Here is a 14,673-nt window from a genome sequence, read left to right as displayed (position 1 = left end):
ATGATTATTTTAATTTATTTATGTTAAACTTACAATGTTGAAACGTAAGAATATTCAATAATAAAATCTCGTAAATAAAGCGAAACTTTAATCAGCCCCCCAATCGGGCTACCCGTCAAATAGCGAGATAAACTATTTAATAGAAGGGATTCATACAAATGCTACTTCCAAAATCATTAAAATACGGAGACACAATTGGGATCTACTCCCCTTCTTCACCAGTAACCTACACTTCTCCAAAAAGATTTGAACGAGCAAAATCTTACTTACAACAGAAAGGGTTTCATATATTAGAAGGTTCATTAACAGGTCGATATGATTTTTATCGTTCTGGTAGTATACAAGAGCGTGCTGAGGAGCTAAATGTCTTAATAAGAAATCCTAATATTTCTTGTATTATGTCAACAATTGGTGGGATGAATTCAAATTCAATATTACCTTATATTGATTATGATGCTTTTCTAAAGAACCCTAAAATAATGATTGGGTATTCAGATGCAACTGCTTTATTACTAGCAATTTACGCCAAAACAGGAATCCCTACATTTTATGGACCAGCTCTCGTCCCTTCCTTTGGCGAATTTAAACCTTTTGTTGATTGCACATACAAATATTTTGCTGAAACTTTACTACATGATCATTCTCTTCCTTATCATATAAAACAACCATTATTTTGGTCAGATGAATTTATTAATTGGGAAGAAAAGACGAAGGAGAAAGAACTTCGTCCAAACGATTGGATTTCAGTAATTGATGGAAAAGCTACTGGGCGTATTATTGGCGGGAATTTAAACACGATACAAGGAATTTGGGGTAGCCCCTATATGCCACATATTCAAGAAGGCGACATTCTCTTCATTGAGGACAGTTCAAAAGATGCAGCTACTATTGAAAGAAGCTTTTCATTACTTAAAATTAACGGTGTATTCGATAAAATTTCAGGTATCATTCTTGGAAAACATGAGCATTTTGATGATTGTGGTACAAATCGAAAACCTTTTGAAATACTATTAGAAGTACTTCAAAATCAAAGAATTCCTTTTCTAGCTGACTTCGATTGTTGTCATACACATCCCATGATTACCATGCCTATCGGTGTTCAAGTAGAGTTGGATGCAACAAATAAAACGATACATATTGTAGAACCTTGGAAAAAATGAATGCATAGCTTCTATTGTTTTACAATAAAAGCCATGATACTATATAATTTGGAATGTGAAAGATTAAACAAAATACGTTCCAATATCTATCATTAGAAAAATTAGGTATAAATATATATTTATATGCAAAAGAGAGTGAATAAATGAAACCAACTATTAAAAATTACGTATTTTTACATGTAGCTTTTTTGATATATTCTATCATTATGGTTTACATGAAATGGGCAGCTAAATTCCCCATTGCTTCCATCTCATTTTTTATTGCTTATTTCGGACTAGTTATACTTTTATTCGGATATGCAATTTTATGGCAACAAGTAATTAAACATTTCGAAATTTCAAAAGCATATTCACATCGCGGAATTATTATACTGTGGTCAATGCTTTGGTCAGTATTTCTATTTGGAGATACGATTCAGTGGAATCATTTACTTGGTGCAGCTATTATTATTGTCGGAATTGTGGTGGTGACAAAAGATGAATAGTTATATGTTATTATTTATTTTCGGGATAATTTTAGCTAATTACTCACAAATATTATTAAAAAAAGCTACTTTGCAACAATACGATTCTAGAATAAAAGAATATGTGAATCCTTATGTTATTATCGGCTACTCTTTATTTGTAATTAACGCCGGATTAAATGTTATCGCCATGAAGGGTATGGCATTAAAACAAGCATCAGCATTAGAATCCTTAAGTTATATCATCATATTAATTTTCGGTTGGTATTTCCTGGGAGAAAAAATAACGAAACGTAAACTCATCGGCAACATGATTATTATCGTTGGTGTAATCGTTTATTGTATCCAATAGTAAAAAGCTCCGTTTATCACAAACGGAGCTTTTTACTATTGACCTAAATTTTGTACTTTATCTTTCAAATCTCGAACTTGATCTACCGTCTGCATAAGCTCAGAGTTTTTAAATTGCTCTACATCCACTTTCCCTTCTTCTATCTTTGTCATCGCCGTATCAATTAACGTATTTAACTTTTCATTATATCCGACGATTTGTTGATGAAGATCCTTTGCTACATCAGGTGGCGTTAATTCATTGAATGCGGGTATATCTTGTTTAATTTCACTAAGCTTCGTTTCTAATTCTTTTCGAGCCTCGCTATCATTAACGGCCTTTTCTGCTAATGCTGGCGCATCATTTGCAAATGCACTTATTTCATTTACATAGTCTGTCGCCTTTTGAGCATAATCTATGGAGTTCTTTCCTTCTTCCACTATTGAACATCCCATTAAACCAATTGAAACTATAAATACTAATAAAATTGATTTTATTTTCATTTTAGACCCCCTTCGTCTTTATCATTGTCTGTAATTTTCTCTATACATAACTTCTAGCTAAATTGTTTATAACCTTTTTCAAATAGCTATTTATCCTCTTACATGCCCTATTATCGTTACAACATCTATTTCTATATGTACGCTTATAATATCTTCAATTATATCCATATATCCTTGTCCTATAGCTGTTCCATAGTGTAATGTAAGCCCCTTCTTTTCATACACTGACTTTGGCACTGAAAAAATAAATCTCCTCAAGTTTCTTTCATCAGCTGGTTCCATAATTAAAACAATCCCATCCTCATCAAACATATACGCTCGCCCTCCAACTTTACATTCACTATGGCTCAGTATTGCCTTGGTCAGCAAAATTTAAAACACAATAAGTTAAGATACTCTCTGCTCTATCATAAAGTGAAACTTTAATTAGCCCTCACCAGTCGAATCTTTATCGGCAAATAGCGGGATAAAGTGAAAGTTTAATCAGTGAGGATTTTGTTCATCCCCCACTGGCTATCAGCCCGATCCCCACCTAACTTCTTTACTTCCGCTGAATTTTGAGGTAGGGTCTTACTGCCCGGCAAATAGCGAGATAAAAATAAAAAACATTCATTCTTTTTTGTTAAGAATGAATGCTTTTAAAAAAATCAATTTCTAACTCTAGCATCTTTTTTTGACGAGGTTTTACTTTTCTTACGGGAACTCCAGCGTAAATATACCAATCATCTAAACTCTCTTTTACCATACTCATCGCACCGACTGCCGTACCTTCTCCTACCGTTACATTTGGAAAAATAATAGAATTAGCACCAATAATCACATGTTTTTTTAAAATAACTTTTTCTGCTTTCACATTCCTATATTGATTCGGGACGGTTGGACCCATTAATGTATTTCCACTGAAATCATCAAGTACTGCATATACGATTGTTTTAGCTGAGATGTTTGCAAAATCATGCATTTCAATCCCAACTTCCCCTCCATATAACGCTGTATACGCTGATATGTGCGAATAACTTCCAATTGTGATTTTACCACTTAAAATGCAAAAATCATCAATTCTTACATGATTGCCAACTGATATAGCACTCGGATTATATATACTTGCTTTTTTACTAACCAATACATTTTTCCCAACAGATAAAAATCCAACTTTCTTTAGTTCTTCTTGACTATAAAAACTATTCATCTACCGACACCACCTTCTGCTCTAAACAAATTACAATTTGCTCTACTAGTTCTTTCGTCATTCCTTCCCATAAAGGTAAACTTACGATTCGTTTTGCTATTTTATTCGTCTTTGTTAAATCTGTAGACTTATAGTTTTTAAAAAGAACTTGTTGGTGGCAAGATGGTGAAAAGTATAATCTAGCTTCTATTTTCTGTTTTTTCAGTTCTTCTATTACTTGTATGTTGCGAACTTCTTCTGGACAAATGATAGGCATAAATTGGTGAATAACCGCTTCTGTCTTTTGGACTTTCCACCCTTTTTTCATTAACCCAGTATTTTGTAACAACTGTTTATACCATTCAGAAATACGGCTGCGTTCTTTTAATTTTTGATCCCACTTTTTTATAGTCGCAATCCCAATAGCGGCTGCGTATTCAGACATTTTACAATTAAACCCCATCATCGTGCATTCACGATTTTTATCAAATCCGAAATTCCCCATTCTTTTAATACGTTGTATATCTTCTTCGTTTTTACTATATATGAGCCCTCCTTCACCAATTCCGAAAGGCTTTGTTGCATGAAAGCTATATACGATCATTCCACTAAAATCTTGACCGTAATGCATCCCTCCATTCATTAAACCAAATCCCGGCGCCGCATCTACGACAACCGGAATCCCCTTCTTCTCTAATTCTTCATATTTTTCTAAGTTCATCCATGATCCAAAAGTGGCGTACGGGATAACAATCGCAACCTCTTCTTTTAATTCTTCTATTTTATCCAAAAGTACGGTTTTATCCATATACCAATCATCTATTGAAATATCAATAAAGTACGGTTCCAATCCACACCAAATAGCGGCTAAGGCAGTCGCAGGGAATGTAAAGCTAGGCATGAGAGCATACTTTCCCTTTCTTCTTTTCTTTAGTTGAATAGCCGCCATTAACCCTAACGTTGCGTTTGCTACTGTTGTAACAGCTCCCCTGTTTTGAAAAAATGACGACATAATTGTTTCCTCAAAACGTTGATTTATAGGTCCATAATTCGTATATATGTGAGATGTATCAATTTCCTTCAATTCGTCCAAATACTCACTTACAGGTACAGTTGAAGCACGTAAAAAAGGAATATTCTCCATATCTATCTATTCCTTCCTATCATTTTCGGACAATATAGAGCATATCTGTTTCAGATAATCCAAATTTCCTAGCACTTTTCATTCCTTGTTTTTCCGCTATGTTATATAATTCTACCTTAAATCCTGCATTCATTAATCGTTGAATAAATCCCGATTGATTGTAAATTCTCACATGATCTTCTTGACCAAAAGCTAATTTCCTCAATTGTGGTGTTACAATTAATTCATTCTCTATAATAAAATCTACATTCATTACGATCGGTACTTGAATAATTCCCCATCCATTTGGCTTTAACACTCTATATAACTCTCGCATTGCTTTGTCATCATCAGGAACGTGTTCTAACACATGGCTACATACTATTACATCAAAAGTATTACTATCATATGTAATCCTTGTAACATCAATTTCCTTCATTAATGGATCCTTTGGTTCTAAGTCACCACATACATACGTAATATTTTTATACTCGTTAAACCAATCTCTTAACTTCGCTTCAGGTGCAATATGAAGCATTGTATAGTTTCTATTTAACAAGTCCGTTTCCGTTTCAATGTACGCACGGTACAATCTTTCACGATCCATCGAATTACAAACTGGACATATCCCTGTATCTTTATTCCACATTTCAAATTTATATTTCGGAAAATCATAATGTGCTGGCCAAGGTGAAAATTTTTCAAATTGTTGATTACAATATTGACAATAACAAGATTCTTTCTCGAACATATGAGCAACTAACTTATTTAAGCCTTTTTTTATCTTTTCATTATAAATTTGATCTAGTTCGCCATTTCTTACTGCATCCTTAACTATAAATCCCGCATTTTCTAAACAATAAGATAAACTCTCTTTATACTCACTTTCGGAGCTTAAAAACCCACTATTATATGCATCTATAATTAATTCAATCCACTCTTCAATTGTCATTAAAATAAAATGCATTTGTTTTTGATTTTGTCCACTATGTTGTCTAAAATAACTAAGAGGTTCATGTATATAAACTACTTTTCCTTTCCTCATCATATCTAGCCAAGTTGCAATGTCATTAATAGCGGAATAAGCCTTTCCTTTAAAATATCCAAACTTCCCGTCAAACAAATCCCGATTAAACAAAACAGTTGTCGGCTCACCAACTACATTTTTCAAGTTTTTTAACATATAATTCCCTAATTCTTTTCCTTCAAAAAGTGTAGTTTCTTTCGCGATTTTCATATTTAATGTTGAAGGTGGTAATATCTCTCCATTCTCATCAATCAGTTCACGATATGACGTCACAAATGAAATATTTTCTAACGTCAAAAAGTATTTCATCATTCTCTCGATCTTTTCATGATGAAATAAATCATCATCTAATAAAAAGTTTATATAGTCCCCATTTGCAAGTTCTACACACTTATTAAAGTTTTCAGCAACTAACGGCGTTTCATTTTTAACATATGTAATACACTCATATTCACGTAAGTACGGTTGAATCATAGCATTGACTTCATTATTTGTACTATCGTCAGAAATAATAATTTCAATATTTTCATATGTTTGATTCAAAGCGCTGTTGAGTGCTAATTCCAAGTAATAAGGTCTATTGTATGCAGGAATAAGTATACTTACTTTCGGTAATGAAGAATTATTATTTATATGTTGTTTTTTCTTTTCTATGTTTATTTTCTTCGCTCTAATTTTTTGGTAATAGTCTAATGTATATAATATTGATGATGGAACTATCCTTCTTGCATAATCTAGAAAATTAGTTATTGCTTTGTCTAACTCTTTTTCGGTGGATAAGAAACCATATTGTTCTCCTGCTATAATACTGTGTGAAAAATCTTCTAACCCATCCATCATTTTATTAGATTCATTTAACTGTTGATCTGGATGTAATCGAAAGTAACTAAGCGTTTCTGCTATATATACTGCTTTTCCTTTACTTAATAAAGATAACCATGAAGCTATATCTACGTTACATAAATACCGCCTCTTATCAAAAATTCCATATGGTTCTTGTAAATCATTTTTACGAAATAAAACTGTTGTCGGTTCTCCAATATAATTTTTTTGATCCACAATTACCTTATTTCCTAATTCTGTTCCCTCTATAATCGTATCTTCTTCAAATAAACGGACAGTCGAATAAATATGTCGTAGCTCTTTCCCTTTATCATCAATGACTTGACGATGAGATGTTACAAGCTTAATTTCATTATCTAAATCATTGAAAAAATACTTCATCATTTTTTCAATTTTATTCACATGAAATACATCATCATCCATTAAAAAATTTATATATTCACCGTTCGCTTCATTAAATAACATTAGCGCATTTTCAAATTGTCCGAGAGTTGATCTATTTTTTATATAAATAATATTTGAATGATCACATAAGTATTTTTGTAACACTTTTTCTGTTTCATCATTCGTGCTGTCATCTCCAACTATAATTTCTATATTAGGGTACGTTTGTTCTAACACACTACATAACGCCTTTTCAAAGTAAAGAGGACGATTGTACGTAGGAATTAATACACTTACCAACGGAAGTTGCTCTACCACCTCTTCATTTCTTTCAATACGAGTTCTCATTTTAACTCTCTCACCTCTTCGCATATTATTTATATACGCGACACAAAAATCACATTACTTTAACTGTATGGAGCCTATATACTTTTATGCAAACATGAAACAAAATATCATACTTTTCGTTCCTAAATAAACATATTTAATAACGCGGACATTTTATTTGCACCTTTTTTATTCATATGATCACTATCATAAAAATCTTCATCACAAAATAATGGTGAATCAAATAGATCTATAATTTGAAAAGAATATTGAGTTTGAAAATCATTTATAACTTTATAAAAATCTTCTTTTAATTTCTTACTACTACAATTGAAATAATGTGAAGTAACAGGGAACACAACAATTAATGGCTTTATATCATTTTTCAACAGTAATTCTAAATATTTCTTAAAAATCATTTTATTTTCAACTAAAGTATGAGGATACGCCAATTTAGCATGTGAAGCTGCTCTTATTTTCCCGTGTTCTTCAAAAGGAATATGAAGAGAAGTAGTATTCCATTCAGCATTTATCCAAGGCAGTATCAATGATTCATCTTTTAGTTCGTCTAATAAAATATATTCAAAATGCAAATTAAAAATAGAAAGAAGTGGTTTCGGAGTATTTAGATGTGAGAATCCATCAGTGGGTAGAGGAGAGTGAACTACAGTATGATGACCATCTTGAAACAATGGATAATATACTTTGTGAATTCTATATGATTCAGATGATAACGACATATCAAAGTAAAACGAGAAATAGGCTATTCCTATTAAACAATATTGAAATGAATGATTGTTTGATAAAAGTTGTGACGCTATTAAATAATCATAGTATAGATCTTGCGATGGAAGTGTTAATTTTATTGACTTTTTTGAGAGAAGCTCCGTACTTATGCCACAATGTGGATAAGACAAACCGGTAGCAAACAATTCATACGTCGGATCACTCTTTGCTTTTTTCATAGAAATGTATAAAGACATAAGATCCGGATTTATTTGATAGATAGAAATTAATTTATCCTTCCATTCATACATGTATTTTGTTAAATTAATAATTTTTGAACTTTGCACGCCCCTATTTATCAAGTCATTTGTAAGTTTTTCTGCGTCCCCTCTCCAAATGACTATATATTGAAAAGAACTTTCTATACGAACAACATCTGAAACGTCTACAACATGAACTATTGTTTTACATTTATTTTTGTCTAACGTATTTCGAATCCTCTCCCCTGATAATTCATCACTTAAAACAATGATTTTATATTGCTCCTTCATGCACATCCCCTCCATTATATGTATAATATGAAATTCATTTTTAATTCGTAACAATCATATACACCTGCAATCTAACAAAAAAATAGCTCCACCATTAGGCGTAGCTATTTTTACAATTATTGCTTATTCAAATTATATTCCTTTATCTAACTCATAAAGTTTACGATACTTTTCATTTTCTTTCAGAAGTTGTTTATGACTACCTTGCATGACAATTTGGCCACGATCAAGGAATATAACTTCATCTACATGTTCTATTCCTACAAGATGGTGCGTAATCCAAATAACCGTCTTTTCTTCCGTTGCAGAAAACATTGTTTCAATTAAAGACAATTCTGTTTTTGGATCTAAACCGATAGTCGGTTCATCAAGTACAATAATTGGTGTTTCTTGCATTAGAGTTCTAGCAAAAGCAACCCTTTGTCTTTCCCCACCAGAAAACCGCTTTCCCATTTCATGCATTTTTGTTTGTAATCCGTCCGGAAGAGAAGTAACATGTGAAGCTAATTGTGCTTTCTCTAAAGCTTTCCATATCTCTTCATCCGTCGCCTCTGGTTTGCCAATTCGTACATTATTTCCAATTGTCGTATCAAACAAATGCGGCTTTTGATTTAATACAGAAATATATTTAGATAAAAGATTCGTATGAGCTCTTTCACCATTCAAGACAACTTGGCCATTTACTGGGCTTAACGCCCCTGTTAACAATTTTAGTAAAGTAGATTTCCCTGTCCCACTTCTCCCTAAAATAGCAATTTTCTTCCCTGCTTTTATTTGTAATGATACATCTTTTAATACAATCTCATTACTATCTGGATAACTATACGATACGTGATTCAGTTCAATATCTACATGTTTTGGTTCAATATAATCTTTCTCTCCATGCAAATCCGTTTCATCATGTAAAACACTATTACTTTCTACGCCATTAAGACGATGGGTAGATTCTACATACGACGGTATTCGATCGATGGCATCTACAATAGGAATAAGCGCGTTCGTTACAGATAAAGTCATTAATACGAAAGCTGCGATAACTGTAGGAGCAATTTGTTCACTTGCCGCTTCATTCCCAGTCCATATGATCATCGAAATAACTACAATACCTACTACTAATTGAATGATACTGTCCCGAATATGATACCAGCGTTTCACTCTCTTTTCGATTTTTAACAACTGATCATTTTGTTTTACATACTCATTAATAAATTCATCTTTACGACCACTTGCCTGCCAATCAGATAATCCAAAAACAGCATCTGTCAGTTGTTGATACAAACTGTTTCTTCCTTGCTTTAAAGTAACATGATGTTTCTTCATCAAAAGTAATGATACAAACGGAAGAAGAAAAACGATAATAGCTAACATACAACCTACAATAAGTGCAAAAACAAAATCAAATGCACCGATAACAAGTACGAAGATACTATAAACAACTAACGCTAATATGCTAGGAAATATTGTACGTAAATATAGGTTTTGCAAATGCTCTATATCTTCGGATAACACTCCTAACATATCACCCGTTTGAAATCGAGAACGGAAAAATAACGCCTGTGGTTCTACTATTCTATATAGCCTCGTTCTCATTTTTTCTAATATACGTAGTACGACATCATGCCCGACTAGGCGCTCTATATAATGAAATACAGCTTGCCCTATACTAAACGCTCTTGTTGCAACAATAGGAACATATACAGCCATTACATTTTCTGGTCTAAGGGCAGATTTTGAGATCAAATAACCTGAAATAAAAAGTAACATCGCTCCTGAACTAACTCCAAGAAGACCAAGGAAAATAGTTAAAGTCATTCTACCTTTATTTTGTTTTATATAAGGTTTAACCCAGTTACTCATTTCTCTCCCCTCTCTTCCCTATGAAAATGTAATGTCTCATTCTCTAAAAGTTCTTCATACGTCCCACTTTCTTTCATTTCCCCTTTATTTAAAATAAGGATATGGTCCATTTGTTTCATCCAATGTAGACGGTGAGTTGCTAAAAATACTAACTTTCCATTAAATAAACGTAACATCGCTTGCTTTATTTCAAATTCGGTTTCAATATCAAGATGTGCCGTAGGCTCATCTAATAAAATGATTGGTTTTTTACTTAAAAGCGCACGCGCCATAGCAACACGCTGTTCTTGTCCGCCACTTAGCATACGTCCACCTTCTCCAATTCTTTCGTGTATCCCATTTGGAAGTGATGTAACGAGTGAACGAAGGCCGACTTCATTAATAACTCTTTCAACTTCTTCATCTGTTGCATTTGTTTCATAAAAACGAATGTTATCCTTTAATGAAAGCGGAAAAATATAAGGTTGCTGCGGAATATAAGCAATATTTTTTTGCCAATCTTCACGAGTAGATCCATCAACTTCTAGACCATTTACTAACATCTTTCCACTCGAAGGAGATAAAAAACCTGCTAATACGTCGATTAACGTCGATTTCCCTGCACCACTTTCACCAATAACACCAATAGCACCGTTACCTTCCCAAGTAAAATTAATTCCTTCTAATATAGCCTTTTCAGATTCAGTATTATTAACTTTGATATCTTGTAATTTCAAGCTACTAGAGGCATTCCATACTATATCTTCATTTAAATCTTTCTTTTGTATTCCTTTTTGTTGTTGCAAAATCTCTTCTATTTGCTCCATCGCAATTTGTCCATCTAATGTCGCATGATAATTTGCTCCCACTTGTTTAATCGGCAGAAAATATTCCGGAGCTAAAATCAAAATTGTAAGAGCTGGTAATAGTATAATCGTTCCATCTATTAAACGTATCCCTAATCCAACTGCCACAAACGCAATTGATAAACTCGTAAAAAAATCTAATGCAAAAGAAGAAAGAAAAGCAACTCGCAAAGTACGCATCGTTGCTTTTCTATATCTTTTACTTACTTTTTCAATCTTTCCTTCGTGCTGTTCACTTTTTCCTAAATACTTTAATGTTTCTAAACCTTTTAACGTATCTACAAAATGATTCGAAAGTACACGATATATCTCATACTGACTATCTGCCATTTTTTGCGCTGCTAATCCGAGAAGAATCATAAATATGATCACGATAGGAATCGTTACAACTAAAATGATTCCAGACTCAATATCTAGCGTAAAAACATATAGTACAATTAGACCTGGAACGATACTACTTCTAATCATTTTAGGAATCGTTAATTCAATATATGTTTTAAATTTCTCAATCCCCTCAATTGATAAGGTAACCAGATGACCAGTTCCAACAGTTTGAACATACCTTGGACCTAATGTGAAATATGCCTCTATCAATTGTTTTCTTAGTAACGACCCTGTTTTTTCAGCAAAACGTTCCACTAATATTTGTGATGTTCGAACTACTATGTTACGCGCTGCAAACGCGATACCAAAATACACAACTTCACTTAATATTGTTTGTACTGTCTCTCCATGAAATAAAAACGTAATAGCTCGTGCTAAAAAGATTGTTTGCGCAATAATACTAAAAGCTTCTAAAATACTAATAATCGTTAACGCTACATATAAAATACGGCTACCGGGATAAGACGGAAGTCCTCTTTTTCTTTTCATTAGTACTCCAAATCGTTGTCTGACTTAACAGGTTGTCTAAATACATAATAACTCCATATTTGACTTCCGATAACGAAAGGCAAAATAGCAATCGCAAAGTAAGTCATAAGTTTTAATGCATAAGCTCCTGATGCTGCGTTGTAAATTGTCAAATCATTCATTGCTCCTAAAGAGCTAATCATAACACGTGGGAACATACCGATAAATACACTCGCACTTAGTAAAATGATTGTTAAACTCGTCATAAAGAAAGCCCAACCATCTCTTCTTCTTTTATTTAATAAAGTGGACACTAATAGTGCTACAAAAGCTCCGATTGGTACCATAATCCATTCTGTTCCATGAGCAGTGAAAATGTCGGTTTTCCATAACCCCACACCAGCAAAAACAAGAAGTGTAATTAATGAAAATGGTGCAATTTTTATTGCAGCAATTCGTGCACGTTCTCTCAATTTACCAGTTGTACGTATCGTAAGAAATTGTAATCCGTGAACAATACATAGTAGGAGAAACATTACTCCTCCAAGTAACGCAAATGGATGAAGTAATTGCAAGAATCCACCTACAACATTTTTACTCTCATCAATAGGTACACCTACCATAAAGTTTGCAATCGCAACTCCCCAAAGGATAGGAGGTAACATACTTCCAATAAACATCCCCCAATCCCATGCACTCTTCCATTTATGATTATCTATTTTCGCACGAAATTTAAAGGAAACACCTCTTAAAATTAAAGCAAGAAGCATAAATACAAATGGAATATAAAAACCACTAAATAAAGTTGCATACCAGTGCGGAAATGCCGCAAACATGGCTCCACCAGCACAAACAAGCCATACTTCATTCGCGTGCCAGAACGGTCCTATTGTATTTAAGTAAACTCGTTTTTCAAAATCATTCTTTCCTAAAAACCTCGAAACCATTCCTACACCAAAATCGAAACCTTCCAGTACGAAGAATCCAACAAACAAGATTGCAATAACTAAAAACCACAACTCATTAAGAGATAACATACTCTTCCTCCTTATCAAATGGATCATGGCTTTGATAATCCTTTTTCGTTTTCTTATTCGTATGGCCCTTAATGGTACGAACAAATAAGTACACACAAATTCCACCCATAATTAAATACATTGATGTGAATGAAATAAGTGAGAATAATACTTCACCGAATGTTACATTTGGTGATACAGCATCTTCTGTTTTCATTACCCCAAATACTACCCAAGGTTGACGACCCATTTCAGTCATAATCCACCCTACTGTATTACCGATGAATGGAAGAGAAATTGCATACACCATTAATTTTAAATACCACGTTTTTTCAGCTAAACGATCTTTTCTTGATAAGAACCATCCGTAAGCTCCTAGAAGAAGCATGAATGTTCCACTCATTACCATCGCTCTAAAACTCCAAAACATTGTATGCACTGGAGGAATATAATCTCCAGGTCCATATTTTTCCTCATATTGTTTTTGAATTTGATTCATCCCTTCAACTTGACCGCTAAACTTATCATACGATAATAGACTTAGCATATAAGGGATTTGAATTTCAAACGAATTTTCTTTCTTCTCTGTATCAATTTTCGAAAATACTGTAAATGGTGCTGGATCCTCACTTGTATTCCATAGCGCTTCAGCTGCCGCCATCTTCATTGGATGTGTCTTAATTAATTGTTGCGCTTGTGCATGACCAAAGAACAATACAAGCGCCGTTGTAATTGTTCCAACAATGATAGAAATTCGGAAAGATTTTTTAAATACTACAGTTTCTTGTCCTTTTGTAATTTTCCATGCACTTACACCAGCAATAAAGAATGCACCTGTTGCAATTGCCGCTGTAATTGTATGCGGGAATTGTACCCATAGTTGTGGGTTTTGAATAATGGCTAAGAAATCATTCATTTGCGCACGACCATCAGCTGCCATTTCATACCCGACAGGTGACTGCATAAATGCACTTGCAGTTAAAATCCAGAATGCTGATAACATCGTTCCAATTGAAAGGAGCCAAATACACATTAAGTGAATTCGCTTCGGTAATTTGTCCTCACCGAATACCCATAAACCTAGGAATGTAGACTCAATGAAAAATGCCAGTAATCCTTCAATTGCAAGCGAGGGACCAAATACATCACCTACAAAACGTGAATACGTTGACCAGTTCATACCAAACTGAAATTCTTGTAAAATACCTGTTACTACACCTACTGCAAAGTTAATAAGGAATAATTGCGTCCAAAACTTTGCCATCTTCTTATATACCTCTTGCCCTTTTACCACATACAACGTTTGCATGATCGCAATAATAAAAGCTAAACCAATTGACAGCGGAACAAAAAAGTAATGGAAAATCGTTGTTGATGCGAACTGTATTCGTGCCAATTCGAGCGTTTCCATACTAAAATCACTTCCTTCATAGTTTTTATAATAAAAGTTAATTGAGCAATCTTATCAAACTCAATTATTAAGAAATACGAAAAGA

Annotated in this window: 13 protein-coding genes; 3 read left to right on the top strand and 10 right to left on the bottom strand. The window is 33.4% G+C overall.

Annotated features, from left to right (window positions below; genetic code table 11):
• The first annotated feature begins 158 nt into the window (after positions 1-158).
• From DN399_RS09345 to DN399_RS09335, 3 genes are all read left to right on the top strand, one after another.
• Positions 159-1,160, top strand: a complete 1,002-nt coding sequence (locus DN399_RS09345) for a S66 family peptidase (RefSeq protein WP_049107613.1) — start codon at positions 159-161, stop codon at positions 1,158-1,160.
• A gap of 143 nt (positions 1,161-1,303) precedes the next feature.
• Positions 1,304-1,645, top strand: a complete 342-nt coding sequence (locus tag DN399_RS09340) for an EamA family transporter (protein ID WP_049107612.1) — start codon at positions 1,304-1,306, stop codon at positions 1,643-1,645.
• Positions 1,638-1,976 (top strand): EamA family transporter, encoded by a 339-nt coding sequence (locus DN399_RS09335; protein WP_001089868.1) that lies wholly within the window; start codon positions 1,638-1,640, stop codon positions 1,974-1,976. Before DN399_RS09340 ends, DN399_RS09335 begins: the two co-directional genes overlap by 8 nt.
• A gap of 35 nt (positions 1,977-2,011) precedes the next feature.
• Here DN399_RS09335 and DN399_RS09330 read toward each other — a convergent pair whose 3' ends face one another.
• The 10 genes from DN399_RS09330 to cydA all read right to left on the bottom strand — a co-directional run bounded on the left by DN399_RS09330 (position 2,012) and on the right by cydA (position 14,588).
• Positions 2,012-2,458, bottom strand: coding sequence for a DUF6376 family protein (locus DN399_RS09330; protein ID WP_000695203.1), 447 nt, complete (start codon positions 2,456-2,458; stop codon positions 2,012-2,014).
• Between the two features lie 90 nt (positions 2,459-2,548).
• Positions 2,549-2,770 carry a hypothetical protein gene (locus DN399_RS09325; RefSeq protein WP_000459099.1) on the bottom strand — a complete coding sequence of 74 codons (222 nt, stop codon included), beginning with the start codon at positions 2,768-2,770 and terminating at the stop codon, positions 2,549-2,551.
• A gap of 310 nt (positions 2,771-3,080) precedes the next feature.
• Entirely contained in the window at positions 3,081-3,647 is a 567-nt protein-coding gene (locus tag DN399_RS09320; protein ID WP_049107611.1) for an acyltransferase, read from the bottom strand.
• Entirely contained in the window at positions 3,640-4,770 is a 1,131-nt protein-coding gene (locus tag DN399_RS09315) for a DegT/DnrJ/EryC1/StrS aminotransferase family protein (protein ID WP_049107610.1), read from the bottom strand. The genes DN399_RS09320 and DN399_RS09315 overlap by 8 nt, the downstream gene beginning before the upstream one ends.
• A gap of 19 nt (positions 4,771-4,789) precedes the next feature.
• Complete coding sequence (locus tag DN399_RS09310) at positions 4,790-7,351, bottom strand: glycosyltransferase (protein WP_049107609.1); 2,562 nt, start codon at positions 7,349-7,351, stop codon at positions 4,790-4,792.
• A 122-nt stretch (positions 7,352-7,473) separates the two neighbouring features.
• Positions 7,474-8,607 (bottom strand): hypothetical protein, encoded by a 1,134-nt coding sequence (locus DN399_RS09305; RefSeq protein ID WP_049107608.1) that lies wholly within the window; start codon positions 8,605-8,607, stop codon positions 7,474-7,476.
• Positions 8,608-8,739: 132 nt separating this feature from the next.
• The gene (gene cydC, locus DN399_RS09300) at positions 8,740-10,464 is read right to left on the bottom strand and encodes a thiol reductant ABC exporter subunit CydC (protein ID WP_006921899.1); all 1,725 of its coding nucleotides are present in this window, start codon (positions 10,462-10,464) and stop codon (positions 8,740-8,742) included.
• Complete coding sequence (gene cydD, locus DN399_RS09295) at positions 10,461-12,182, bottom strand: thiol reductant ABC exporter subunit CydD (protein ID WP_000824036.1); 1,722 nt, start codon at positions 12,180-12,182, stop codon at positions 10,461-10,463. Before cydD ends, cydC begins: the two co-directional genes overlap by 4 nt.
• Positions 12,182-13,198, bottom strand: coding sequence for a cytochrome d ubiquinol oxidase subunit II (gene cydB / locus DN399_RS09290; RefSeq protein ID WP_000950083.1), 1,017 nt, complete (start codon positions 13,196-13,198; stop codon positions 12,182-12,184). Before cydB ends, cydD begins: the two co-directional genes overlap by 1 nt.
• Positions 13,185-14,588 (bottom strand): cytochrome ubiquinol oxidase subunit I, encoded by a 1,404-nt coding sequence (gene cydA, locus DN399_RS09285; protein WP_000448870.1) that lies wholly within the window; start codon positions 14,586-14,588, stop codon positions 13,185-13,187. The genes cydB and cydA overlap by 14 nt, the downstream gene beginning before the upstream one ends.
• Positions 14,589-14,673 lie beyond the last annotated feature (85 nt).

Source organism: Bacillus sp. AR4-2, from assembly GCF_008274865.1.
GTDB lineage: Bacteria > Bacillota > Bacilli > Bacillales > Bacillaceae_G > Bacillus_A > Bacillus_A cereus.
The sequence above is the reverse complement of the archived record's forward strand: the minus strand, read 5'-3'. Positions and strand labels throughout refer to the sequence as shown.

What these genes read in the sequence shown, in the direction of transcription:
- DN399_RS09345 (WP_049107613.1), top strand. Translation starts at nt 159, where the DNA reads ATGCTACTTCCAAAATCATTAAAATACGGAGACACAATTGGGATCTAC.
- DN399_RS09305 (WP_049107608.1), bottom strand. Translation starts at nt 8,607, where the DNA reads ATGAAGGAGCAATATAAAATCATTGTTTTAAGTGATGAATTATCAGGG.
- DN399_RS09310 (WP_049107609.1), bottom strand. Translation starts at nt 7,351, where the DNA reads ATGAGAACTCGTATTGAAAGAAATGAAGAGGTGGTAGAGCAACTTCCG.
- DN399_RS09320 (WP_049107611.1), bottom strand. Translation starts at nt 3,647, where the DNA reads ATGAATAGTTTTTATAGTCAAGAAGAACTAAAGAAAGTTGGATTTTTA.
- cydC (WP_006921899.1), bottom strand. Translation starts at nt 10,464, where the DNA reads ATGAGTAACTGGGTTAAACCTTATATAAAACAAAATAAAGGTAGAATG.
- DN399_RS09325 (WP_000459099.1), bottom strand. Translation starts at nt 2,770, where the DNA reads ATGTTTGATGAGGATGGGATTGTTTTAATTATGGAACCAGCTGATGAA.
- cydB (WP_000950083.1), bottom strand. Translation starts at nt 13,198, where the DNA reads ATGTTATCTCTTAATGAGTTGTGGTTTTTAGTTATTGCAATCTTGTTT.
- cydA (WP_000448870.1), bottom strand. Translation starts at nt 14,588, where the DNA reads ATGGAAACGCTCGAATTGGCACGAATACAGTTCGCATCAACAACGATT.
- DN399_RS09340 (WP_049107612.1), top strand. Translation starts at nt 1,304, where the DNA reads ATGAAACCAACTATTAAAAATTACGTATTTTTACATGTAGCTTTTTTG.
- DN399_RS09330 (WP_000695203.1), bottom strand. Translation starts at nt 2,458, where the DNA reads ATGAAAATAAAATCAATTTTATTAGTATTTATAGTTTCAATTGGTTTA.
- cydD (WP_000824036.1), bottom strand. Translation starts at nt 12,182, where the DNA reads ATGAAAAGAAAAAGAGGACTTCCGTCTTATCCCGGTAGCCGTATTTTA.
- DN399_RS09335 (WP_001089868.1), top strand. Translation starts at nt 1,638, where the DNA reads ATGAATAGTTATATGTTATTATTTATTTTCGGGATAATTTTAGCTAAT.
- DN399_RS09315 (WP_049107610.1), bottom strand. Translation starts at nt 4,770, where the DNA reads ATGGAGAATATTCCTTTTTTACGTGCTTCAACTGTACCTGTAAGTGAG.